Here is a 22,288-nt window from a genome sequence, read left to right as displayed (position 1 = left end):
TCAGCCCGACACGCTGAGGCGCGACAGCTCGGCGGCCGCCTCGCGAAGCTGCGACAGGTGCTGTTTCGCCCGCGCGATGTCGAAGCGCTGCGTCGGCGCGTGGAACGACAGCGTCGCGAACAGCCGACCGTGCCCGTCGGGCACCGGCACGGCGAGCGCGATCATGCCTTCCAGAAACTCCTCGTCGTCGATGGCGTAGCCGGCGCTGCGGATCTCGTCGAGCTGGGCGCGCAGGCGCGGCGCGTCGGTCAGGCTGCGCGGCGTGTGCGGCACGAGCTCCGCATTGGCCAGGTAGCGGTCGATGTGATGGTCGGGCAGCGAGCTCAGATACATCTTGCCGCTCGCCGTGCAGTAGAACGGCACGCGGGTGCCGGCGGGAAGCTGGATGCGCAGCGGCCACTCGGTCTCCACCCGCTCGAGATAGACCATGCAATCGCGCTCCGGCAGCGCGATGTTGCAGGTCTCGCCGATCCGGTTGGCCAGCCGCGTCAGGATCGCCAGCCGCGCGGTGCGCACGCGCAGCGACGACAGGATGCCGCCGGCCAGCTCGCGCGCCCGGCGGCCGGGGGCATAGGACTTGCCGTCGATGTCGCGCTGCAGGAAACCCTCCTGCTCCAGCGTCGCGAACAGCCGGTGAACCGTCGGCTTGGGCAGGCCGAGCGCCCGCATGACCTCGCTCGGCGTCACTGGAACGCCGCGCCCGGCGACCTCCTCGAGCAGGAGGAGCAGCCGCAGATTGGTGGGGATGGTGTCCTTCGGATCGCTCATCGCTGTCCTGGTGGCGGGGCGCCGCTGCCGGACGGCAGCCGCGCCTAAGCTATGGAATGGGTCGCGGGCCATCAATCGGCGAATGCGCCGGATCGACGAAAGACGGAGACACCGCTCCGTCGAGATAGCCAAATTTTTGAGACTTGTCGTCTCATTATTTATTGCCTAGGCTGCCTGAAACGCGATGGCGGCGGGCCAGGCCGACCGCCCGCACACGAGGGGAGCAGCGCGCGGATGAAGGCCGACTACGTCATCGTCGGTGCCGGATCGGCGGGATGCGTGATGGCCAACCGGCTGAGCGCCGACCCCTCGGTGCGCGTCGTGCTCTTGGAAGCCGGCGGGCGCGACTGGAATCCGTGGATCCACATTCCCGTCGGCTACTTCAAGACGATGCACAACCCGTCGGTCGACTGGTGCTACACGACCGAGCCCGACCCCGGCCTCAACGGGCGCCGGCTCGACTGGCCGCGCGGCAAGGTGCTGGGCGGCTCGTCGTCGCTGAACGGCCTGCTCTACGTGCGCGGCCAGCCGCAGGACTACGACCGCTGGCGCCAGATGGGGCTGGAGGGCTGGGGCTGGTCCGACGTCCTGCCGCTGTTCAAGCGCGCCGAGCGCCAGGAGCGCGGCGCCGACGCCTACCACGGCGCCGACGGGCCGCTGTGGGTCTCCAACATGCGGCTCGCCCGGCCGGTGTGCGACGCCTGGGTGGCGGCCGCCCAGACGGTCGGCTATCCGTTCAACCCCGACTACAACGGCGCCACGCAGGAAGGCGTCGGCTACTTCCAGCTCACCGCGCGCAACGGCCGCCGCTGCAGCGCCGCGGTCGCCTATCTCCATCCCGTGCGCCGGCGCGAGAACCTGCGCATCGTCACCCGGGCGCACGCGTCGCGGATCGTCGTCGAGGACGGCCGCGCGACCGGCGTCGTCTACCGCGACGGCCTCGGCCGCGAGCACACCGTGGCGGCCGAGGGCGAGGTGATCCTCGCCTCCGGCGCCATCGGCTCGCCGCAGCTGCTCATGCTGTCGGGCATCGGCGAGGCCGAGACGCTGCGCGCGCTCGGCCTCGCGGTGACGGCCGACCTGCCGGGCGTCGGCCGCAACCTGCAGGACCACCTGCAGGCGCGGCTCGTCTTCAAGTGCAACGAGCCGACGCTGAACGACGAGGTGCGCAGCCTGTTCAACCGGGCGCGCATCGCGCTCAAATACGCGCTGTTCCGGGCCGGGCCGATGACGATGGCGGCAAGCCTCGCCACCGGCTTCCTGAAGACGGCGGCGCATCTGGAGACGCCCGACATCCAGTTCCACGTGCAGCCGTGGTCGGCCGACAGTCCCGGCGAGGGCGTGCACCCGTTCTCCGCCTTCACCATGTCGGTGTGCCAGTTGCGGCCCGAAAGCCGCGGCGAGATCGCGCTGCGCTCGGCCGATCCGGCCGAGCACCCGGCGATCCGGCCCAACTACCTGGCCACCGAGACCGACCGCCGCACGATCGTCGAGGGCATCCGCATCGCGCGGCGCATCGCCGCCGCGCCGCCGCTCAGCTCGAAGATTTCCGCGGAGTTCCGGCCCGGCCCGCAGGTCGACGACGACGCCGGCCTGCTCGAATGGGCGCGCAACACCGCGACGACGATCTACCACCCGACCGGTACCTGCAAGATGGGCATCGGCGCCGACGCGGTGGTTGATGCGCGCCTCAGGGTGCGCGGCGTGCGCGGGCTGCGCGTCGCCGACTGCTCGATCATGCCCGAGATCGTGTCGGGCAACACCAATGCGCCGGCGATCATGATCGGCGAGAAGGCGAGCGACATGATCGTCGAGGACCGGCGCCGCGCGGCCGGCGCCGCGGCGGCGGGGCGGGCGGCGTGACGGCGCCTTGACGCTGCGGCCGCGGCGGACAGGCGATGCCGCCGCGGGCGTGGACCATGGCCGACGGCCGATTGGTCGTTGCCAACATGCGAGGGAGGGTGTTTTATTGAGCCTATTCGTCTCGTTTTTCGCGGAGGTGGGGATGAGGAACGCATCGTCCCTGGGGGCCTCTTGAGCCGGGCCGCGCACCCTGCGGCCGGCGCGGCGGCGCCCGCGCCGGCGGAAAGGCCGTCGCCATGGCGATGAGCGCTGCGGCCGAGCGCCGGTTGCGGACGGCGACGGCGATCCTCGACTTTCCCGGCAGGCTGGTCGGCAAGGCGGCCGCCTGGCTGATCGTGCCGATGGTCGGCGCGCTGGTCTACGAGGTGATCGCGCGCTTCGGCTTCAACAGCCCGACCATGTGGGCCTACGACGCCACCTTCATGCTGTACGGCGCGCTGTTCATGCTCGGCGCCGCCTGGACGCTGGGCCGCGATTCGCACGTGCGGGCCGACTTCCTGTTCGCCGTTCTGTCGCCGCGCTGGCAGGGGGTGATCGACGCGCTGTTCACCCTGCTTCTGTTCTTCCCGGCGATGTACTTCTTCACCCTGGCGACCTTCGACTACGCGCTGACCTCCTGGATGCGCGGCGAGCGCATCCCGACGAGCCCGATGATGCCGATCATCTATCCGCTCAAGACGGTGATGCCGGTGACCGGCGCGCTGCTGTTCGTGCAGGGCGTCTCGGAGCTCCTGAAGAGCCTCTACAGCGTGGCCACCAACCGGCGCTTCCGCGACGAGGAAGGGGCGAAGCTGTGAGCGAACCCGTGCTCGGCCTGATCTCGCTCGGCCTCGTGTTCGTCGGCATCCTGACCGGCTACCCGATGGCCTTCACCTTCATCTTCATCGCGCTGGTCTTCGGCTGGTTCGGCATGGGCGACCGCGTGGTGGCGCTGATGCAGTTCCAGTTCTTCTCGCTGATGCGCAACACGACGATGGCGGCGATCCCGCTGTTCCTGTTCATGGGCTTCATCCTCGAGCAGTCGGGGCTGATGGAGCGCATGTTCAAGGCGCTGCGCCTGCTGCTCGGCCGCGTGCGCGGCTCGCTCTACCTGGTGGTGCTGCTGGTGGCGACGGTGTTCGCCGCGGCGACCGGCATCGTCGGCGCCTCGGTGACGGTGCTCGGCGTGATGGCCGCGCCGATCATGCAGGCCTCGGGCTACAACACGCGGCTTTCGGCCGGCGCCATCGCGGCCGGCGGCACGCTCGGCATCCTCATTCCGCCGAGCATCCTGCTGATCGTCATGGGCCCGGTGGTCGGCGTGCCGGTGTCCGACCTGTTCACCGCCGCCATCGTGCCGGGGCTGCTGCTGTCGACGCTCTACATCGTCTACACGCTGGTGCGCAGCTACTTCAATCCGGAGCTCGGCCCGCCGCTGACCGAAGACGAGATCGGCGAGACGACGCGCGGCGAGAAGCTGACCGAGCTGCTGCTCGGCATCATCCCGGTGACCATCGTCATCGCCTTCACCCTCGGCGTCATCATCGCCGGCATCGCCACGCCGACCGACGCGGCGGCGAGCGGCGCGCTGGCCTCGCTCGTGCTGGCGGTACTCTACCGCAAGATGAGCTGGGCCTCCTTCAAGCGCTGCGTCTACAACACCGTCATCATGTCCGCGATGATCATGTTCCTGCTCGGCTCGGCCAATTTCTTCGGCGCCGTGTTCTCCCGGCTGGGCAGCGGAAACCTGCTGACGGACTATCTCCTGAGCCTGCCGTTCTCGCCGACGGTCATGCTCCTCATCATCCTGGGCATCGTCTTCCTGCTCGGCTCGCCGCTGGAGTGGATCCCCATCGTGCTGATCATCGTGCCGATCTTCCTGCCGACGATGGTCGAGATGGGCTACGACCCGCTCTGGTTCAGCATCCTCATCGCCGTGACGCTCCAGACGTCGTGGCTGACGCCGCCGATGGCGCTGTCGGCCTACTTCCTCAAGGGCGTCGTGCCGCAATGGAAGATGAGCGACATCTATGTCGGCATGACCCAGTTCGTCGTCCTGCAGCTCGTGGTCGTCCTGCTGCTGGTCCTCTTTCCCGAGATCGTGCTGTGGCTGCCCAGGGCGCTGGAGTGAGCGCCCGCCGGCCGGCGGCTTCGGGGAGGAGCACGAAAAACGACCAAACCTAGAGGAGGAAGAGCATGGTGTTGAAGACGATGAAGGTCGCATGCGCAGGGGCCGCGGTCGCGGCGCTGGCGCAGGTGGGCGCGCTGCACGCGCAGGAGGAGACCCACCGGATGAACATCCAGACCGCGGTGCCCACCTCGAGCCTCTACTTCGGTCTGGTCGAGGACTTCGCCGAGAAGGTCGAGACGATGTCGGGAGGCCGCATCGAGGTCGAGGTGCTGCCGGACGGTGCCGAGGTGGCGGCGTTCGAGATCCTCGACGCGGTCAGCAACTGCGTCGTGGAGGCCGGCTATGCCTGGCCGCACTACTGGTCGGGCAAGCACCCCGCCTACGTGCTGTTCTCCAACGTGCCGGCCAGCACCGGCATGGATCAGCAGAGCCTGATGTCGTGGTATTACAGCGGCGAGGGCCGCGCCCTCTACACCGAGCTCACCCAGGACATCATGGGCATGAACGTCGTGCCCTTCCTGATGCAGCCGATGGGTCCCGATCCGCTCGGCTGGTTCTCGAAGCCGTTCGAGAACATGGACGAGTTCCGCAGCATCAAGTACCGCTCGCCGCCCGGCATCGCCGGCCAGACCTACAACGCCATGGGCGTGCCGGCCGTCGCCATGCCCGGCGGCGACATCGTGCCCTCGGCGCAGCGCGGCACCATCGACGCGGCCGAGTGGATCGGCCCGGCCGACGACCGCAACCTCGGCCTCGACAGCATCTGGAACTACTACTACCTGCAGGGCCTGCACCAGCAGACCGACGTCGGCGAGCTGGTCGTCTGCCGCGACTTCTGGGACGACCTGCCCGAGGACCTGCGCGCCATCGTGGAGACGGCGGTCATGGCCAATGTGGCGATGACCCAGGCGGTCAACCTGCACGAGAACGCCAAGGCGGTGCGCGAATACGAGGAGGAGGGCATCCAGCTCCTCGACACGCCCGACGAGTACTACGAGCTGTTCATCGAGGCGCAGAACGAGGTGGTGCAGGACTACCTGGCCGACGACCCGTTCTTCGCCAGGGTCTACAAGTCGCAGGCCGACTTCGCCGAGCTCGTCTATCCCTACTACGCGCGGGTGCGCAAGCTGCACAGCGAGGTGGTGACGGGCGCCGAGCGCGTGCGCAGACCGGCCGAGTGAGCCGGGCGGGCGGCAGCCCGCCCGGCGCGGCCAAGGCCGGCCTCATCTGCCCGCCCCGCCGGTCCGCCGGCGGGGCGTTCGCGTTGCGGCGCGGCGGCCCGGCGCATGGCGCGCACGATCCTGTCGCGCCGCCGGCAGCGGGCGCAGCATTCGCTCGATTTTAAATCAAAATTTACCCTACGAACCCGTGATGGCGCTGTTGAGCGTTGTTTCGGAACGATTTTTCGCGCCCGGGGTTCAATTTCCAAGGTGTTCGCACGGCGAACCATCCACAGCGAGACGGAAGGCAAGTGATGGCAGACAGCGACGACGAGGCGATGCAGGCGCGCGAGACCGCGCGTCTGCTGCGCCGGCAGCTTCATCTGCCGGCCAACGCCAGATATCTGCGCAGCATGCCGGCATTCGGTGTCGACGACGACACGCCCGACCGGTTCGACGACCTGCTGCGCGCGCTCGACGCCGCCGAAAGGCGGGCCGGCAGCAACGGTTTCGACGCCCGCTGAGGCGCGGACCCGGGCGACGCGCCGGCGCACGCACCGACGAAAACCCTCCCAGGACGCCAAAGGGCGGGGCTTGCGAGCCCCGCCCTTCGACGTTGGATCACCTGCGCCCGCACAGCGCATCCCGCCTGCCGGAGGGACCGGACGCGGGCGGACGGGCCGATTTCCCGGAAACAAGGGCCGGACGAAGCCGCCGACCGCGCGCCACGATCCGAGCCGTCCTGCCCTTCAGCGGAGGGCAGAGCGGCTCCGACCGATCGTCTTGACGCGTCAGCGCACGGCGCGGCGGGCCCCGTGTCGCCCGGCCGACGCCGGCGGCATCACGCCGCACGGCGTGCCGCCGCTTTCGCACGGCATCACGGTCTGGCGCGCCGGCCTTGCCGCATGGCTGCGCCGCCGGGTGGAGGCACCCGGCCGCGCCATGCGTCAGGAGGCGGCGCGGGCCGCCGGCCGCGGCGCGGGCCGCGAGGACTTCTTCTTGGGCAGCAGACCCTCGCGCTGCGCCTGCTTGCGGGCGAGCTTGCGCGCCCGGCGCACCGCCTCGGCGCGCTGACGCGAGCGCTTCTCCGAAGGCTTCTCATAGGCGCGGCGCGACTTCATCTCGCGGAAAACGCCCTCGCGCTGCATCTTCTTCTTCAGCACCTTGAGGGCCTGGTCGACATTGTTGTCCCTGACGATTACCTGCAATGGTCTTCCTTCTGTCTCGAACGGCTTCTGTTTTCCGGCCCGGGGCCGATGGCGCATGCCGGGCGGCCGAGGCGCGCGCGCGACTCGGCGAAGGGGCGCACCATAGCCACTTCGCGGCCGAAATCCACCCCGTAGAGCCAACATATAGGGTCGATGGCCGCCGATTTCGAGCGCCGAGGACGCTGCGGCCGGCCGCACCCGGCCTCAGGCGGCGCCGCGGATGAGGTCGGTTGCGCGCTCGGCGATCATGATGGTCGGCGCGTTGGTGTTGCCGCCGATCAGCCGCGGCATCACCGAGGCATCGACCACGCGCAGGCCTTCGAGCCCGGCCACGCAGAGCGCGGGGTCGACCACCGCATCGGCGTCCGAGCCCATGCGGCAGGTGCCGACCGGATGGTAGATCGTGTCGGCGCGGGCGCGGATGTGGCGCGTCAGCGCCGCCTCGTCGTCCTCGGCGACGCCCTCGAGATGGACCTCGCGGCCGCGGAACGGCGCCAGCGCCGGGGCGGCGAGAATGCGCCGCATCAGCCGCACGCCGCGCAGCAGCGATGCCGCGTCGCGCGCATCGCCGAGATAGCCGGGATCGATCGCCGGCGGCGCCAGCGGGTCGGCGCTGGCGAGCCGCACCGTGCCGCGGCCGTGCGGCCGCAGCACGCAGACATGGCAGGAATAGCCGTAGCCGCGCCTCAGCGTGCGGGCGTGGTCCTCGACCATGGCGATGACGAAGTGAAGCTGCAGGTCGGGCCGCTCGAGACCGGGGTCGGATTTCACGAAGGCGCCGGCCTCGGCGAAGGGCGTGGCGATCATGCCGCTGCCGTCGCGCCGCCAGGCGGCGATCTGGCGCAGCAGATGGCGCGTGCCGGCGAGCCCGAGGCCGAAGAGATCGGTCGTCGGGCTGGTCCAGGCGACGACGAAGTCGAGATGGTCCTGCAGGCCGGCACCGACCTCCGGCAGGTCGTGCACGACGGCGATGCCGTGGCGGGCGAGCTCGGCCGCCGGGCCGACGCCCGACAGCATGAGAAGCTGCGGCGAGTTGAAGGCGCCGGCCGACAGGATGACCTCGCGGCGCGCCGACACGGCGTGCTCGCGGCGCCGGCGGCGGTAGCGCACGCCGCAGGCGCGGCGCCCGTCGAACAGGATGCGCGTCGCCACCGCGCGCGTCAGCACGGTCAGGTTGGGCCGGTCCATGTGGTCGTGCAGATAGGCCGCGGCCGCCGAGCAGCGCTCGCCCCTCCGGCCGCGGTCGAAGAACTGCGTCACCTGGTAGAGCCCGGCGCCCTCCTGCTCGGCGCCGTTGAAGTCGTCGTTGCGGCGGATCTGGCACTCGGCCGCCGCCGCGACGAAGGCGCGGGCGACCGGCCGCGGGCTCGCCTGGTCGGCCACCTGCAGCGGCCCGTCGGCGCCGTGGAACGCGTCGGCGCCGCGCTGGTTGCGCTCGGCCCGGCGGAAATAGGGCAGCACGTCGTCCCACGCCCAGCCGGTGGCGCCGAGTGCTGCCCACTCGTCGTAATCGCGCGGGTGACCGCGCGTGTAGAGCATGGCGTTGATCGCGCTCGAACCGCCCAGCACGCGGCCGCGCGGCTGGTAGCCGCGGCGCCCGTCGAGCCGGGCCTGCGGCACCGTCTCGTAGGCCCAGTTGTTGAGCCGCGGCCGGCCGCGGATGGCGGCCACCGCGGCAGCCGGCGCGCGCACCAGGAGGCCGCGCCCCGCGCCGCCCGCCTCGAGCAGGCACACGCTGACGGTCGGGTCCTCCGACAGCCGGGCGGCGAGCACCGCGCCGGCCGAGCCGCCGCCGACGATCACATAGTCGAAATCCGCATCCGCCACGCCCATGGCGCATTATCGCCCGCCGGCGGCGGCCGCGAAAGCGTCTTTTTGCGGGCGAGCGCGCTCAGGCGGCCGGCAGGCGGCGCCAGGCGTAGCGGCCGGCGCGCCCGGCGGCGGCGGGCGAAGGCTGGTAGTGGCCGGGCAGGCCGGGCGCCGTGCCGGCCGCCAGGCGGGCGAGCGCGACGGGGTGCGACACGGAAAGCGTGGTGAAGCCGCAGCGCAGCATGTGCGCGACCTGGTCGATCAGCACCTCGCCGGTGGCGCGGATCTCGCCGCCATAGCCGTGCCGGCTGCGCAACAGCGCCGCCTTGGAGTAGCTGCGGCCGTCGGCGAAGCCGGGAAAGGCGAGCGCGACCATCGGCAGGCGGTCGAGATGCGGCACGATGGCCTCGAGCGGCTCGCCCGGCAACAGCTCGACGGCCAGCGCGTCGGCATGGGCGGCGCGCGTCGCCGCGTCGAGCGCCAGGTAGGCGTCGAGGCCGAGCAGCGCCGGCGCCGCGAAGGGCGGCGCGGCGTCGGGCGCGGGGCGCCGCCACGGGTCGGCGCAGAAGCCGCCGGGGCGCCACAGCCGGGTCTCGCTGGCAGGCTCGGTCATCGGTGTCCTCTCTCGAACGACTTGCGGGGCGAACGTCTTGCGGGGCGCGGGCGCGGCGGTCACGACAGCGCGCCGGCCAGGCCGCCGAGATGGATGCCGCACTCGGTCTTGGCGCGGCCGGCCCAGCGGCCGTCGCGGGTGTCGGGGCCGGCCGGCTCGGTGCAGGGAAAGCAGCCGATCGAGGCGTAGCCGAAGGCGACCAGCGGGTTCTCGCGCAAGCCGTGGCGGCGCATGTAGGCGGCCTGGTCGGCGGTCGTCCAGCGCGCCAGCGGGTTGATGCGCAGCCGCGGGCCGACGGCCTCGAACACCGGCATCGCGCGCCGGCTTTCCGCCTGGTGGCGCTTGCGGCCGGTGAACCAGGCGTGAAACGGCGCCACCGCACGGGCCATCGGCTCGACCTTGCGCAGGGCGCAGCAGGCGTCGGGATCGCGCGCGTGCAGCCGGCCGTCGGGGTCGCCCTTGGCGAGCGCGGCCGGGCGCGGCGCCTCGATGCGCAGGTCCGTCAGGCCCAGATCGGCGGCCAGCCGGTCGCGATAGGCGAGCGTCTCGCCGAAGTGCTGGCCGGTGTCGAGAAAGATCACCGGCAGGCCGGGCTCGACCGCGGCCACCATGTGCAGGAGCGCGGCCGAATCGGCGCCGAAGGAGGAGACCGCGGCAAGGCCGGCCGGGCCGAAGCGCTCGACGGCCAGCGCGACGATGGCGGCGGCCGGCCGGTCGCCGTGCCGGTCCTCCAGCGCGGCGGCGAGCTCGAGCGCGTCGCGCTCGGTCTCAGGCGGCCTTGGCGTGATCGCCATAGAGCGCCTCCTTGAAGGGGCCGGGGCCGAGCCTGCGATAGGCGGCCAGGAAGCTCTCCTCGCGCCCGGTGCGGTGGCCGAGATAGGTCTCGACGATGGTTTCCACCGCGCCGGCGATCTCCTGCGGGCCGAAGCCGCGGCCGACGATCTCGCCGATCGAGGTCGCCTCGTCGGCCGAGCCGCCGAGGGTGATCTGGTAGAGCTCGCTGCCCTTCTTCTCGACGCCGAGAATGCCGATATGGCCGACATGGTGGTGGCCGCAGGCGTTGATGCAGCCGGAGATCTTGATCTTCAGGTCGCCGATCTCCTCCTGCCGCGCCTGGTCGGCGAAGCGGCCGGCGATCTCCTGCGCCACCGGGATCGAGCGCGCATTGGCCAGCGCGCAGTAGTCGAGGCCGGGGCAGGCGATCATGTCGGTCACCAGGCCGGCATTGGCGGTCGCCAGGCCGATGGCGACGAGCCGGTCGTAGACCGCCTTGAGGTCGGCGCGCGCGACGTGCGGCAGGATCAGGTTCTGCTCGTGGCTGACGCGGATCTCGTCGCCGGCATAGGCCTCGGCGAGGTCGGCGACGGCGTCCATCTGCACGTCGCTGGCGTCGCCCGGCGCCTCGCCGATGCCCTTGAGCGAGATCGTCAGCGAGGCGTAGTCGGGGTGGCGGTGCTGGTGGACGTTGCGGCGGAGCCAGGCGGCGAAGCCCGGATCGGCGGCGCGCGCGGCGGCCAGCGCGGCATCGCCCTCGGGCCGCGGCGCCAGCGCCGGCGGCGCGAAATAGGCCGCAATCGCCGCCACGTCCTCCTCCGGCAGGCGCAGCGCGCCGTCGCCAAGCGCGGCGAACTCCTGCTCGACGGCCGCGGCGAAGGCCTGCGCGCCGGTCTCGTGCACCAGGATCTTGATGCGCGCCTTGAACTTGTTGTCGCGCCTTCCGTTGAGATTGTAGACCCGCATGATCGCCGTCACGTAGGACAGGAGATCGGCCTCCGGCAGGAAGTCGCGGATCTTCTTGGCGATCATCGGCGTGCGCCCCTGGCCGCCGCCGACATAGACGGCGAAGCCGAGCCGGCCGTCCGCGTCCTTCTTCAGATGCAGGCCGATGTCGTGCACCTGGATGGCGGCGCGGTCGCGCTCGGCCGCGGTCACCGCGATCTTGAACTTGCGCGGCAGGTAGGAAAACTCCGGGTGCACCGTCGACCACTGGCGCAGGATCTCGGCATAGGGCCGGGGATCGGCCACCTCGTCCGCCGCCGCGCCGGCGAAATGATCGGCCGTCACGTTGCGGATACAATTGCCGGAGGTCTGGATGGCGTGCATCTCGACCGCGGCGAGATCGGCCAGGATCGCCGGGATGTCGGCCAGCGCCGGCCAGTTGAACTGGATGTTCTGGCGCGTGGTGAAGTGGCCGTAGCCCTTGTCGTAGGTGCGCGCGATGTGCGCCAGCATACGCATCTGGCGCGACGACAGCGTGCCGTAGGGCACGGCGATGCGCAGCATGTAGGCGTGCAGCTGCAGGTAGACGCCGTTCATCAGGCGCAGCGGCTTGAACTGCTCCTCGGTGATCTCGCCGGCCAGCCGCCGCTCCGCCTGGTCGCGGAACTCGGCCACGCGCGCGGCGACGAAGGCATGGTCGAACTCGTCGTAGCGGTACACGGGCTTTCCTTTCCGGGTTCGGCGCGGGCGCTCAGGCGGCGCGCGCGGTGGCGGGGCGGGCCTGCTTGCCGAGGTCGGTGCGGGTCGTCGGGCCGGCGGCGCGGATGCGCTCGCGCAGCCGCTTCGGCCACGGCCGGCCGTCGACGAGCTCGACATCGACAAGGGCGACGTCGACCACATGGCTGGCGGCCAGCGCAGCGCGGCCGGTCTCCTCGAGCCGCGCCGCGGCGGCGGCGTCATGGGCGACCTCGGCGGCCGCGATCGTCTCGTGCCAGAGGCGGTCGGGGCCGAGCCAGACGGCTTCGCCGTCGAGCAGGCGGTTGGCGGTGAGGATCTGCATGCGTCGGACTCCTGTCAGGCGGCGCGCGCGGGCAGGCGCGGTTCGGCGAGCGGCTCGGCACGGTCGAGTGCGGCGGCGGCGACGGCCTGACCGATGACCGTCATCACCGGTCCGGCCAGACCGCGCCCGGCGAGCGCCGGCAGGTCGGCGAGCCGGCCGGCGAACAGCCGGCGCTCGGCCAGGCTGGCGTTCTCGACCACGGCGACCGGCGTGTCGGGGCCGAGCCCGGCCTCGATCAGCCGCGACGCGACGCTGCCGGCGACGCTGCCGCCCATGTAGACGGCGACGGTGGCGCCGCCGACGGCGAGCCGCGCCCAGTCGGGCAGCACCGCGCCGGACAGGTCGTGGCCGGTGGTGAAGACGAGCGTCGAGGCGACGCCGCGCAGGGTGAGCGGCAGCCCGAGATCGGCGGCCGCGGCGAAGGCGGCGGTGACGCCCGGCACGACCTCGCTCGACACGCCGGCTTCGGCGAGCGCGGCAAGCTCCTCGCCGGCGCGGCCGAAGACCAGCGGATCGCCCGCCTTGAGCCGCACCACGCGGCGGCCGTCGCGGGCGAGCCCGACGAGCAGGTCGCAGATCGCCTGCTGGCTGGTGGAATGGCGGCCCTTGCGCTTGCCCACGTCGATGCGCTCGGCGTCGCGCCGGCCCATGGCGATCACCGCCTCGGGCACCAGCGCGTCGTGCACGATGACGTCGGCCTCCATCATCAGGCGCTGGGCGCGCAGGGTGAGCAGGTCCTCCGCGCCCGGCCCCGCGCCGACCAGCGCGACATGGCCGGTGCCGCGGCCGCCGGCCTGCAGCAGCGCGCTGGCGCTGCGCCGGGCGCGCGGCGCATCGCCGGCGGCGAGCGCATGCGCGGTCTCGCCGGTGAAGAAGGCCTTCCAGTAGCGCCGCCGGGCGAGCCCCTTCGGCAGCACGCGCTCGACCGCCGGGCGGTACTGCGCGGCGAGCGCGGCGAGGCTGCCGAGCGAGGGCGCCAGCATGCGGTCGACGCGGGCGCGGATCATCTGGGCGAGCACCGGGCCCGCCCCTTCCGTGCCGATCGCCACGGCGACCGGGGCGCGGTTGACCAGCGCCGGGGTGTAGAAGTCGCAGAGCTCGGGCCGGTCGACCGCGTTGACCGGGATCGCCAGCGCGCGTGCGTCGTCGACCACCCGGCGCTCGGCCGCCGCCTCGCCGGTGGCGGCGAAGACCAGCGCCGAGCCGTGCAGATGGCCGGCCTCGTAGGGCGCGGCGACGATCTGCGCGCCGGTCTCGGCGGCCCAGGCGGCGAGCGCCGGCTCGGGCGCCGCGGCGACGAGGCGCAGACGGGCGGACGACTGGGCGAGCAGCCGCGCCTTGGCGAGCGCCTCCTCGCCGCCGCCGACGATGGTGACGACGCGCCCCGTCACGCGCATGAAGACGGGAAAGGCGTTCAGCTTGGGCGTCGGTGCGGGCATGGCGCGGGCTCCGGAAAATCGGCCCGATCATCGCCCGTGTCGCCGGCGGCTTGAAGAAACCGGCTGGCGCGGCAGCCATGCGCCGGGCGATTGGTTTTTTGCCGCAGGCCGCGGCGGCGCAAATTTCCTCCGCGGCGCTGGCGGCGACCCGGCGGTCGTGGCAGTGTCGCGGGAACTCCGGTCCGCCGGCCCGCGTTCGGCGAGCGGGGTTGAGGATCAGACAGACGAGGCAAAGACGATGGCCGGCATGCGACTTGTTCACGACATCTGGGTGCTGGTGGCGGACGGCGAGAAGGCGCTGTTTCTGCGCAACGAAGGCGACGCCACCTACCCCAATCTCGAGGTCGTGCGCGAGATGCACGACGAGAACCCGCCGACGCGCGAGCAGGGGACGGACCGGCCCGGCCGCTTCAACGACGCGACCAGCGCGCACCGCTCCGCCGTGCAGGAGACCGACTGGCACCGCATCGAGAAGGAGCGCTTCGCCGACGAGATCGCCGACCGGCTCTACAAGCTCGCCCATCGCGGCCGCTTCGAGCACATCGTGCTGGTGGCGCCGCCGCTGGTGCTGGGCGAGCTGCGCAAGGCGCTGCACAAGGAGGTCGAGCAGCGCGTCGCCGGCGAGATCGCCAAGACGCTGACCAACCACACGATCGGCGACATGGAAAAGGTGCTGATGGCCGATCAGGCCTGACCCGTGTCGGGCCGGCGAACCGGTTGCCGGCTCGCCTGGACGCGCTAACCCGCCAGGAAGTCGCGCAGCAGGGCGATCTCGCGCGCCGTCGTCAGCGTCGGCGCGTGACCGCAGCCTTGCAGCGTCTCGAGCCGGGCGCGCGGCCCGCGCCGCGTCATCGCCTCGGCCACCGCGGCCGGCAGCACGTCGGACTCCGCGCCGCGCAGCACCAGCGTCGGGGCGGTGATCGCGTCATAGGCCTCCCACTGGTCGAGATCGGCCTTGTGGTGGGTGAACTGGGTGGCGATGGCGGGGTCGTAGTGCACGGTCACCCGACCGTCGTCGGTGCGCCGCGCCGAGGTGTCGGCCATGCGCCGCCAGAAGGCGTCGCTGTTGGCGCCGAACGGCGCGTAGTTGCGGCGCAGCCAGGCCTCGAGCTCGGCGACCGTGTCGTAGACGGGCGGGCTGCCGACATACTCGGCGATGCGGCCGGCGCCGGCGGCCGGCAGGTCGGGGCCGATGTCGTTGATGACCAGATGGGTGATGCGGTCCTTCAGCCGGCCGGCGGCCAGCGTGACGCCGATCAGGCCGCCCATCGAGGTGCCGACCCAGCGCAGCCGGTCGACGCCGTAGTGGTCGAGCATGGCGAGCGCGGTGTCGCCGAAGCGGCGGTAGGCGTAGTCGGCCACCGGATCGCGCGCCCAGCTCGACAGGCCGCGGCCCAGCGTGTCGGGGCACAGGACCAGATAGCTGTCGGACAGCGCAGCGGCCGCCTCGTCGAAGTCGCGGCCGGTGCGCGCCAGGCCGTGCCACATGACGAGCGCCGGCCGGCCGCGCTCGCCCCACTCGGTGACGTGCAGCTCGAAGCCGGCGGCCGGCACATAGGTCGAGCGCGGGCCGGTCATCGGTGGCCTCCCTTGCCCATCAGCGTGCCGGCGATGCCGGCGGGGAAGAAGTAGACGAGCAGGATGAACAGCAGCCCGAGCCACAACAGCCAGCGGTCGGGGTCGAGCAGGTCGGGCAAGAGCGGGACGCCGGCCGTGGCGTCGGCGGCGACCTGCATCAGGTCCTTCAGGTAGAACTGCGCCAGGCTCATCACGACGACGCCGATCACCGCGCCGATGATCGTGCCCATGCCGCCGATGACGACCATCAGCAGGATGTCGATCATGATGGCGAAGGACAGCGCCACCTCCGGTCCGGTGTATTTCAGCCACACCGCGCGCACGATGCCGGCGAGCGCGGCGATGACGGCGGCGATGCAGAAGATCGCCGTGCGGTAGGCGACGACGCGGTAGCCGATCGCCTCGGCGCGCAGCTCGTTCTCGCGGATCGCCTCGAGCACGGTGCCGAGCGGCGAGGCGACGATCCTGAGCATGGCGAGAAACAGGATCAGCGAGGACAGGAAGACGAAGTAGTAGGCGACGATCTTGCCGTTGAGCCGCACGCCGAAGAGCTGGACCACCTTGCCGTCGGCATCGGTGACCAGCTTAAAGGCCGGCGACAGGACGCGCGGCGCCTGGTAGGTGATGCCGTCCTCGCCGCCGGTGAACTGCGAGAGCTGGCTTGCCAGCACCATCATCACCGAGGCCGCGGCGAGCGTCACCATGGCGAAGAAGATCGCCTTCACGCGCAGCGACAGAAGCCCGATCAGCACGGCGAGCACGAAGGCGGCGAGGACGCCGAGCCCGCCGCCGATAAGAACCGCGTCCCAGCCCGGCCCCCACGCCTTGAGCGCGATCGCCGTGCCGTAGGCACCGAGACCGAAGAACATGGTGTGGGCGAAGGAGACGATGCCGGTGTAGCCGATCAGGAGGTCGTAGCTCGCCACCAGCACGATGAACACGCAGATGCGCGCCGCCACCTCCTGCGCCCGCACCTCGGGAAACAGGAAGGGCGCGGCCATCAGGCACAGCCCGATCGCCAGCACCAGACCGTAGACGACGAAGCGGCCGGTGCGCGCACGCAGCGCCGGGCGCGACGCGGCGGCCGCGCCGCCGGCGGCGGCCGTCGCGCTCACGACGCGCCTCCCGCGGCGCTCGGCAACATCAAGCGGGGCCGGGTGGAACGCATCGGCATCTCCTGCAGCATGGCGCAGCGCCGCCGCCTCGCCCGGCGCCGCACGGCCGCGGCAAGCGCAGCGGGCAAGGCCATGCAGGCCCGCGGGAACCGGTTCACGCGTCTCGGCATCGCGGTCATCCCTTCACGGCGGGCTTGAGCCCGTAGGGTCGCCACAACAGCACCGCCATCATCAGAAGCATGTTGGAGGCGAGCGACAGCTTGGGGAACAGGAAGGCGACATAGTTGGCCATCAGCCCGACCAGCACGGCGCCGAGCAGCGAGCCCTCGATCGAGCCGAGCCCGCCGATGATGACGACGATGAAGACGAGGATCATCAGTTCCGAGCCGACCGCGCCGGTGATCAGCCCCTGGTAGCCGGCCCACATCGCCCCGCCCATGGCGGCGAGCGCGGAGCCGGCCATGAAGACGCCGATGAACAGCCGGTCGATGCGGTAACCGAGCGCCTCGACCATCTCGCGGTTCTCCACGCCGGCGCGGATCAGCAGGCCGATGCGCGTGCGGTTGAGCGTGAGATGCAGCCCGACATAGACGGCCAGGCCGAGCAGGAAGGCGAACAGCCGGTAGATCTCGACCGAGATGTCGCCGAACACCAGCGACCCCTCCAGGATCGCCGGCCGCGGCACGGCGACCGGCGCGCCGCCCCACACCGCCAGAACGATCTGCTCGGCGACGATCAGCGCGCCGATGGTGATCAGGATCTGGCGCAGGTGGTCGCGATAGACGGGCCGCACGATGACGCGCTCGAAGAACCAGCCCGACGCCGCGCCGAAGGTCGCCGCCGCGGCCACCGCGGCGAGCAGCGCGACGATGTTGAGCAGCGCGCTGTCGCCCTGCACCCAGGCGGCGAGCGCGGCCAGCACGCTGGCGGCGATGAAGGCGCCGAAGGTGACGAAGGCGGCATGGCCGAAATTGAGCACGTCCATCAGGCCGAAGATCAGCGACAGGCCCGAGGCCATCAGGAAGATCATCATGCCCATGGCGAGGCCGGCGACCGTCAGCGTCACCCAGGTCGAGGGCTGGGCGATCGCCACGAAGGCGAGCGCGGCCAGCGCCACGGGCAGAAGCATGACGCCGCCGAAGCGGTCGATCGTGTGCCGCCAGTCGCTCATCGCGCTGTCCTTTCGGCTTGCGGGGTTGTCGCGCGCGCCGCCGCGCCGCGGGCGGAGAAGACGGTTGCTCGCATGGCGCTCACCCGGCCTCCAGCGACAGGCTGAGAAGCCGCGTCTGCAGCGCGCCGTCGGCGGCGAGCTCGGCCATCGTGCCGCGATGGATGATGCGCCCGTCGTCGATCACCGCGACGCCGGAGCCGAGCGCGCGGGCGAACTGGAAGTTCTGCTCGACGAGCAGGATGGTGGTCTCCGCGGCGATCTCGCGGAAGGCGTCGATCATGGCGCGCACGATCGACGGCGCCAGCCCCTTGGTCGGCTCGTCGATCAGGATGAGGTCGCGCTTCTCGATGATGGCGCGGGCGATCGCCAGCATCTGCTTCTGGCCGCCCGACAGGGCGTAGGCCTGCTTGGTCCAGAAGGTCTCGAGCGCGGGAAACAGCGCGAAGATGCGGGCCAGCCGGTCGCCGTCGAAGCGGCCGGAATAGGCCGCCAGCCGCATGTTCTCCTCGACCGTCAGCATGCCGAAGACGCCCATGTTCTCCGGCACGTAGGCGATGCCCAGCCGGGCGATCTCGGAGGTGTGCAGCGCGGTGATGTCGTGGTGGCGGAAGACGACCGCCCCCTTGCGGGCGCGCCAGTGGCCCATGATCGTGCGCAGCGTCGTCGTCTTGCCGGCGCCGTTGCGGCCGAGCAGGACGTGCACGCCGCCCTCCGGCACGTCGAAGCTGACGCCGTGCAGCACGTGGTACTGGGCGATGTCGGTGTGCACGTCGTCGAGGCGCAGGATGGCGTCGCTCATGCCGTCTCCTCCTCGCCGACGCCGAGATAGATCTCGCGCACGATCGGTTCGGCCATCACCCGCTCCGGGTCGCCGTCGGCGACCAGCTCGCCGTTGTGCAGCACGACGATGCGGTCGGCCAGCGCGCGCACCACATCCATCTTGTGCTCGACCAGCAGCACCGTCTTCGCCGTGTCGGCCTTGATCTCGCCGATCAGCTCGAGGATGACCGGCGCCTCGTCGACCGACATGCCGGCGGTCGGCTCGTCGAACATGAAGATGTCGGGCTGCATCGCGAGCAGCAGCGCGACCTCGAGCTTGCGCTGGTCGCCGTGCGGCAGGGCGGCGGCCGGCAGGTGGGCGACGCCGGCGAGCCGGGCGCGCTCGAGATGCGCCTGCGCCTCGTCGACGAGGCGGCGGAACGCGCCGGCCGGGCGGAACAGGCGCGGGCCGATGCCCTCGCGCGCCTGGACGACGAGACGCACGTTCTCCAGCACGCTGAGCTTGGGAAACAGGTTGGTGAGCTGGAAGGCGCGGCCGATGCCGGCCTTGGCGCGCGCCGAGGGCGACAGGCCGGTGATGTCGCGGCCGTCCTTGAGGATGCGGCCGGCGCTCGGGCGGAGCTGGCCCGACACCAGGTTGAACCAGGTCGTCTTGCCGGCGCCGTTGGGGCCGACGATGACGGTCAGCTCGCCCGGCCGGAAGGCGCAGGTCACGCCGCTGACCGCGGCATGGCCGCCGAAGCGGATGGTCAGGTCTTCGGTGCGGAGCGAGGGGGTCATCGGGCGGCGGGCTCGGCGCTGCGGTCGGACGGGGCGGCGGCGGGCGACCAGCCGGGCGGGAGGGGGAATGCCCCGCCTCCCGCCGGCGGCCGGCCGTCAGCCTATTCCTGGTTGTTGCGGCCGACCGGGATATCCATCTCCTCCGGCTTGATCTCGCGCACCAGCTCGGGGATCGCCCACTCGACGTCCTCGTCGACGCGGATCTTGAAGTGGTACATCGACTGCAGCGCCTGATGGTCCTCCGGGCGGAAGGTCATGGTGCCCTTGGGCGTCTCCCAGCTCATGCCCTCCATCGTCTCGATCAGCGTCTCGGTGTCCCACGTCTCGGCAGTCTCGAGCGCCTTGGCGACGGCGAGCGCGGCAGCCATGCCGCCGGCGGTGAAGAAGTCGGGCGGCGAGCCGAAGCGCTCCTGGTGCTGCTCGACCAGCCAGTCATTGATCGCGTTGTCGGGCGCCTCGTAATAGTAGTAGATCGCGCCCTCCATGCCGGGCACGCGCTTGTAGGTCGGCAGCACCGGCAGGATGTGGCCGCCGGTCGAGATCTCGATGTCGTAGCGCTCCGGCTGGGCCTGCACCAGCGCGCCCATCGGGTCGCCGCTGCCGGCGACGTAGATCAGCACGACCTTGCGGCCTTCCTTGTCCCTGAGCGCGTTGAACAGGCGCTCGATGGTCGCCGTGTAGTCGGTCGTCTGCAGCGGGACGTATTCCTCGCTCACCACCGTGGCGCCGGTGCCCTCGAGCGCCCGCTTGAAGGCGGCGATGCCGTCGCGGCCGAAGGCGTAGTCCTCGGCGAGCGTGGCGACATTGAGGTTCTCGTCGGGATTGAGCGCCAGCGCCTGGGCCTGCATGTCCATCGACGAGTTGCGCGAGGTCTTGAAGACGTAGCGGTTGGAATCGGGACCGGTCAGCGAATCGGCGACGGCCGGCTCGACGAGCAGGATGCGCTCGTACTCCGCGGCGATCGGCAGCATCGCGGTGGTGACGCCCGACGAGGTGCCGCCGACGGCGATCAGCACGTCGTCGTCGCCATAGGCCTCGGCCAGCACCGAGCGGGCGACGTCGGGCTTGAACTGCGTGTCCTTCTCGATCACCTCGATCTTGCGGCCGTTGATCTCCATCGTGCCGTCGGTGGCGTATTCGAGGCCGAGGTTGAAGCCGGTGGTCGTCTGCTTGGAGAAGGCCTCCAGCGGCGAACCGGACAGGCCGTGCACCAGCGCGATCCTGACCGGGTCCTCCTGCGCGACGACCGGCTGCACCGCGACGGCGGCGCCGGCCATGGCAAGCGCGGCAAGAAGTCTCTTCATGCGTCAATCCTCCACATGCTCGACGGCACGGTGTGGTGAGCCTCCGGCCTCCCCCGTCGACGGGACGGCCGGGCGGAATCGTCCCGGCGGGCGGGTGCGCGGCCGCCGCCGGGCGGCGAACCACCCGGTGCGGCGCGATCTCGGCTGGGCCGGCGCTCCTCCCGCGGCCCGCATCGCACAAGCGTCCTCGCGCCCGTTTTGTGGTACGATGCGAACCGGGCTTCATTATCGGCGCACGTCAGATCGCCGCAATATCGTAGAAATACGCATGATTCCGACAGCGCAGACCCTGAGCGAGATCGCCTTCGAGCATGCGCCGGTCGGCATCGTCGTCACCGAAAGCCGCGTCATCCGGGCCTGCAACCCGGAGTTCGCGCGCATGTTCGGCTACCGCCGGGACGAGCTGGTCGACGAATCCTTCGCCATCCTCTACCCCTCGCTCGAGGAGTTCGTGCGCATCCGCGACGTCGGCGTCGAGCCGCTGCGGCGCGCCAACCGCTATTCCGACGAGCGCATCATGGCGCGCAAGGACGGCGCGCTGTTCTGGTGCCGGGTGCGCGGCCACTCGCTGACGCGCGACGACGACCCGCTGCGCCGGGCCGTGTGGAGCTTCGCCGACCTGTCGGATTCGCGCCCCATCCTGGCGCTGACGACGCGCGAGCGGCAGATCGTCATGCATCTCGGCGAGGGCCGCACGTCGAAGGAGATCGCCCGCGCGCTGGCGATCTCGCCGCGCACGGTGGAGAGCTACCGGGCGCGGCTTTTGAAGAAATGCCGGGCGGCCAACGTCGCCGAGCTGTTGTCGCACCTGTCGACCATGCCCGGCTGACGCCCCGTCACACGTGCTGGCCGCCGTTGATGTGGATCTCCGCGCCGGTCACGTAGGACGCGCGCTCGGAGCACAGGAAGTGGATCGTCTCGGCGACCTCGGCGGTCTGGCCGAGCCGGCGCAGCGGAATCTCGCGGACCAGCGCCTCGGTGCCCGGCGACAGGATCGAGGTCTCGATCTCGCCCGGCGCGATGGCGTTGACGCGGATGCCGTGCGGCCCGAAATCGGCCGCCATCTCGCGCGTCAGCGCGGCGAGCGCGGCCTTCGAGGTGGCGTAGGCCGTGCCGGCGAACGGGTGCACCCGGCTGCCGACGATCGAGGTGACGTTGACGATCGAGCCGCGCGCGGCGGCGAGCTCGCCGAACAGGCCGCGCGCCAGCATGATCGGCGCGAAGAAGTTCACCTGGAAGACGTCGCGCCAGACATGCATCGGCGTCTCGATGGAATCCATCCGGCCGCCGTCGTCGCGCTTGGGGGAGATCGCCGCGTTGTTGACCAGCGCGTCGAGACGCCCGCCATGCGGTGCCAGCCGGTGGCGGATCTCGCTCACCGCGATGCCGACATCCTCGGCGTCCGACAGGTCGACGCGGATGTGGTCCTCCGGCCCGGCCGGCCACGGGCAGTCGTCGGCGAAGGCCTGGCGCGAGCAGGTGATGACGCGCCAGCCGTCGCGCGAGAAGCGCTTTACCGTGGCGTGGCCGATGCCGCGGCTCGCCCCCGTCAGCACCAGCGTCCGTCTCGTGTCCGCCCCGTCGGCCATCGTCCGCGCCCTCTCCCGCCGGCTGTCCGTGCACCCGATCTATAGCATGTCGCAGCCGCGTGACTCACCCGCCGCGCGCCCGCATGCAGCACGACCGGCGACACAGGCCGTGCCGGTTTTGAGAACAACGGCGGGCGCGGCGGCTCAGTTGCCCAGAATGATGTCGAGGATCGTCGTGTCGCGCCGCGACCCGCCGCCCACCTCGCCCGGCGGCACCGGGCG

General features: G+C 71.4%; 23 protein-coding genes. 8 read left to right on the top strand and 15 right to left on the bottom strand.

All coding sequences use genetic code 11. The features are described 5' to 3' along the window. Positions 1–768 carry an IclR family transcriptional regulator gene (locus N1F89_RS12715; protein ID WP_290084488.1) on the bottom strand — a complete coding sequence of 256 codons (768 nt, stop codon included), beginning with the start codon at positions 766–768 and terminating at the stop codon, positions 1–3. Positions 769–1,002: 234 nt separating this feature from the next. On the opposite strand from N1F89_RS12715, the gene N1F89_RS12710 reads away from it, so the two are divergent. The 6 genes from N1F89_RS12710 to N1F89_RS12685 all read left to right on the top strand — a co-directional run bounded on the left by N1F89_RS12710 (position 1,003) and on the right by N1F89_RS12685 (position 6,425). Continuing rightward, the gene (locus N1F89_RS12710) at positions 1,003–2,631 is read left to right on the top strand and encodes a choline dehydrogenase (protein ID WP_290084487.1); all 1,629 of its coding nucleotides are present in this window, start codon (positions 1,003–1,005) and stop codon (positions 2,629–2,631) included. Between the two features lie 236 nt (positions 2,632–2,867). Beyond that, positions 2,868–3,428, top strand: coding sequence for a TRAP transporter small permease subunit (locus N1F89_RS12705; protein WP_290084486.1), 561 nt, complete (start codon positions 2,868–2,870; stop codon positions 3,426–3,428). Then, positions 3,425–4,741: a TRAP transporter large permease subunit gene (locus N1F89_RS12700; protein WP_290084485.1), complete on the top strand. Its 1,317-nt coding sequence runs from the start codon at positions 3,425–3,427 to the stop codon at positions 4,739–4,741. The genes N1F89_RS12705 and N1F89_RS12700 overlap by 4 nt, the downstream gene beginning before the upstream one ends. A 65-nt stretch (positions 4,742–4,806) precedes the next feature. Continuing rightward, a complete protein-coding gene (locus tag N1F89_RS12695; RefSeq protein ID WP_290084484.1) occupies positions 4,807–5,922 on the top strand; it encodes a TRAP transporter substrate-binding protein in 1,116 nt (371 codons plus the stop codon). A 105-nt stretch (positions 5,923–6,027) separates the two neighbouring features. After that, on the top strand, positions 6,028–6,216 hold the full coding sequence (locus tag N1F89_RS12690; protein ID WP_290084483.1) for a hypothetical protein: 189 nt from the start codon (positions 6,028–6,030) through the stop codon (positions 6,214–6,216). Further along, positions 6,216–6,425 carry a hypothetical protein gene (locus tag N1F89_RS12685; protein ID WP_290084482.1) on the top strand — a complete coding sequence of 70 codons (210 nt, stop codon included), beginning with the start codon at positions 6,216–6,218 and terminating at the stop codon, positions 6,423–6,425. The genes N1F89_RS12690 and N1F89_RS12685 overlap by 1 nt, the downstream gene beginning before the upstream one ends. A gap of 423 nt (positions 6,426–6,848) precedes the next feature. On the opposite strand, the gene rpsU is transcribed toward N1F89_RS12685, so the two are convergent. The 7 genes from rpsU to cysG all read right to left on the bottom strand — a co-directional run bounded on the left by rpsU (position 6,849) and on the right by cysG (position 13,749). Then, positions 6,849–7,109, bottom strand: a complete 261-nt coding sequence (gene rpsU / locus N1F89_RS12680; protein WP_290084481.1) for a 30S ribosomal protein S21 — start codon at positions 7,107–7,109, stop codon at positions 6,849–6,851. A gap of 204 nt (positions 7,110–7,313) precedes the next feature. Further along, positions 7,314–8,942: a GMC family oxidoreductase N-terminal domain-containing protein gene (locus N1F89_RS12675; protein ID WP_290084480.1), complete on the bottom strand. Its 1,629-nt coding sequence runs from the start codon at positions 8,940–8,942 to the stop codon at positions 7,314–7,316. A gap of 58 nt (positions 8,943–9,000) precedes the next feature. Then, a complete protein-coding gene (locus N1F89_RS12670; protein ID WP_290084479.1) occupies positions 9,001–9,531 on the bottom strand; it encodes a DUF934 domain-containing protein in 531 nt (176 codons plus the stop codon). Between the two features lie 59 nt (positions 9,532–9,590). Continuing rightward, complete coding sequence (locus N1F89_RS12665; protein WP_290084478.1) at positions 9,591–10,325, bottom strand: phosphoadenylyl-sulfate reductase; 735 nt, start codon at positions 10,323–10,325, stop codon at positions 9,591–9,593. Next, a complete protein-coding gene (locus tag N1F89_RS12660; RefSeq protein ID WP_290084477.1) occupies positions 10,300–11,970 on the bottom strand; it encodes a nitrite/sulfite reductase in 1,671 nt (556 codons plus the stop codon). The genes N1F89_RS12665 and N1F89_RS12660 overlap by 26 nt, the downstream gene beginning before the upstream one ends. A 31-nt stretch (positions 11,971–12,001) precedes the next feature. Then, entirely contained in the window at positions 12,002–12,310 is a 309-nt protein-coding gene (locus N1F89_RS12655) for a DUF2849 domain-containing protein (protein WP_290084476.1), read from the bottom strand. A 14-nt stretch (positions 12,311–12,324) separates the two neighbouring features. After that, entirely contained in the window at positions 12,325–13,749 is a 1,425-nt protein-coding gene (cysG, locus tag N1F89_RS12650) for a siroheme synthase CysG (protein WP_290084474.1), read from the bottom strand. Between the two features lie 238 nt (positions 13,750–13,987). On the opposite strand from cysG, the gene N1F89_RS12645 reads away from it, so the two are divergent. Next, entirely contained in the window at positions 13,988–14,443 is a 456-nt protein-coding gene (locus N1F89_RS12645) for a host attachment family protein (RefSeq protein ID WP_290084473.1), read from the top strand. 44 nt (positions 14,444–14,487) lie between these two features. Here N1F89_RS12645 and N1F89_RS12640 read toward each other — a convergent pair whose 3' ends face one another. The 6 genes from N1F89_RS12640 to N1F89_RS12615 form a co-directional block, all read right to left on the bottom strand. Beyond that, positions 14,488–15,327, bottom strand: coding sequence for an alpha/beta hydrolase (locus tag N1F89_RS12640; protein WP_290084472.1), 840 nt, complete (start codon positions 15,325–15,327; stop codon positions 14,488–14,490). Then, positions 15,324–16,355, bottom strand: coding sequence for a branched-chain amino acid ABC transporter permease (locus N1F89_RS12635; protein WP_290084503.1), 1,032 nt, complete (start codon positions 16,353–16,355; stop codon positions 15,324–15,326). Before N1F89_RS12635 ends, N1F89_RS12640 begins: the two co-directional genes overlap by 4 nt. A gap of 262 nt (positions 16,356–16,617) precedes the next feature. Then, entirely contained in the window at positions 16,618–17,613 is a 996-nt protein-coding gene (locus N1F89_RS12630; protein ID WP_290084471.1) for a branched-chain amino acid ABC transporter permease, read from the bottom strand. A 79-nt stretch (positions 17,614–17,692) separates the two neighbouring features. Further along, entirely contained in the window at positions 17,693–18,412 is a 720-nt protein-coding gene (locus tag N1F89_RS12625; protein ID WP_290084469.1) for an ABC transporter ATP-binding protein, read from the bottom strand. Continuing rightward, positions 18,409–19,173, bottom strand: a complete 765-nt coding sequence (locus tag N1F89_RS12620; RefSeq protein WP_290084467.1) for an ABC transporter ATP-binding protein — start codon at positions 19,171–19,173, stop codon at positions 18,409–18,411. The genes N1F89_RS12625 and N1F89_RS12620 overlap by 4 nt, the downstream gene beginning before the upstream one ends. A gap of 101 nt (positions 19,174–19,274) precedes the next feature. Continuing rightward, entirely contained in the window at positions 19,275–20,477 is a 1,203-nt protein-coding gene (locus N1F89_RS12615; RefSeq protein ID WP_290084465.1) for a substrate-binding domain-containing protein, read from the bottom strand. A 268-nt stretch (positions 20,478–20,745) separates the two neighbouring features. Between N1F89_RS12615 and N1F89_RS12610 the strand changes: the two genes are divergently transcribed. Beyond that, positions 20,746–21,306 carry a LuxR C-terminal-related transcriptional regulator gene (locus tag N1F89_RS12610; RefSeq protein ID WP_290084463.1) on the top strand — a complete coding sequence of 187 codons (561 nt, stop codon included), beginning with the start codon at positions 20,746–20,748 and terminating at the stop codon, positions 21,304–21,306. A 7-nt stretch (positions 21,307–21,313) separates the two neighbouring features. On the opposite strand, the gene N1F89_RS12605 is transcribed toward N1F89_RS12610, so the two are convergent. Beyond that, positions 21,314–22,066 (bottom strand): SDR family oxidoreductase, encoded by a 753-nt coding sequence (locus N1F89_RS12605; protein WP_290084461.1) that lies wholly within the window; start codon positions 22,064–22,066, stop codon positions 21,314–21,316. Between the last annotated feature and the right edge of the window lie 222 nt (positions 22,067–22,288).

The sequence above is a fragment of the Aquibium sp. A9E412 genome (assembly GCF_030398335.1).
GTDB lineage: Bacteria > Pseudomonadota > Alphaproteobacteria > Rhizobiales > Rhizobiaceae > A9E412.
Note: the sequence above shows the minus strand (reverse complement) of the source record. Positions and strands in the feature narration are given on the sequence as shown.

Excerpts from the sequence above, each read along its gene's own strand:
- N1F89_RS12615 (WP_290084465.1), bottom strand. The coding sequence starts at position 20,477 with ATGAAGAGACTTCTTGCCGCGCTTGCCATGGCCGGCGCCGCCGTCGCG.
- N1F89_RS12690 (WP_290084483.1), top strand. The coding sequence starts at position 6,028 with ATGGCGCGCACGATCCTGTCGCGCCGCCGGCAGCGGGCGCAGCATTCG.
- N1F89_RS12630 (WP_290084471.1), bottom strand. The coding sequence starts at position 17,613 with ATGAGCGACTGGCGGCACACGATCGACCGCTTCGGCGGCGTCATGCTT.
- N1F89_RS12640 (WP_290084472.1), bottom strand. The coding sequence starts at position 15,327 with ATGACCGGCCCGCGCTCGACCTATGTGCCGGCCGCCGGCTTCGAGCTG.
- N1F89_RS12670 (WP_290084479.1), bottom strand. The coding sequence starts at position 9,531 with ATGACCGAGCCTGCCAGCGAGACCCGGCTGTGGCGCCCCGGCGGCTTC.
- N1F89_RS12675 (WP_290084480.1), bottom strand. The coding sequence starts at position 8,942 with ATGGGCGTGGCGGATGCGGATTTCGACTATGTGATCGTCGGCGGCGGC.
- N1F89_RS12710 (WP_290084487.1), top strand. The coding sequence starts at position 1,003 with ATGAAGGCCGACTACGTCATCGTCGGTGCCGGATCGGCGGGATGCGTG.
- N1F89_RS12695 (WP_290084484.1), top strand. The coding sequence starts at position 4,807 with ATGGTGTTGAAGACGATGAAGGTCGCATGCGCAGGGGCCGCGGTCGCG.
- N1F89_RS12705 (WP_290084486.1), top strand. The coding sequence starts at position 2,868 with ATGGCGATGAGCGCTGCGGCCGAGCGCCGGTTGCGGACGGCGACGGCG.
- N1F89_RS12665 (WP_290084478.1), bottom strand. The coding sequence starts at position 10,325 with ATGGCGATCACGCCAAGGCCGCCTGAGACCGAGCGCGACGCGCTCGAG.
- N1F89_RS12715 (WP_290084488.1), bottom strand. The coding sequence starts at position 768 with ATGAGCGATCCGAAGGACACCATCCCCACCAATCTGCGGCTGCTCCTC.
- N1F89_RS12645 (WP_290084473.1), top strand. The coding sequence starts at position 13,988 with ATGGCCGGCATGCGACTTGTTCACGACATCTGGGTGCTGGTGGCGGAC.
- N1F89_RS12605 (WP_290084461.1), bottom strand. The coding sequence starts at position 22,066 with ATGGCCGACGGGGCGGACACGAGACGGACGCTGGTGCTGACGGGGGCG.
- N1F89_RS12625 (WP_290084469.1), bottom strand. The coding sequence starts at position 18,412 with ATGAGCGACGCCATCCTGCGCCTCGACGACGTGCACACCGACATCGCC.
- N1F89_RS12620 (WP_290084467.1), bottom strand. The coding sequence starts at position 19,173 with ATGACCCCCTCGCTCCGCACCGAAGACCTGACCATCCGCTTCGGCGGC.
- N1F89_RS12655 (WP_290084476.1), bottom strand. The coding sequence starts at position 12,310 with ATGCAGATCCTCACCGCCAACCGCCTGCTCGACGGCGAAGCCGTCTGG.
- N1F89_RS12685 (WP_290084482.1), top strand. The coding sequence starts at position 6,216 with ATGGCAGACAGCGACGACGAGGCGATGCAGGCGCGCGAGACCGCGCGT.
- cysG (WP_290084474.1), bottom strand. The coding sequence starts at position 13,749 with ATGCCCGCACCGACGCCCAAGCTGAACGCCTTTCCCGTCTTCATGCGC.
- N1F89_RS12610 (WP_290084463.1), top strand. The coding sequence starts at position 20,746 with ATGATTCCGACAGCGCAGACCCTGAGCGAGATCGCCTTCGAGCATGCG.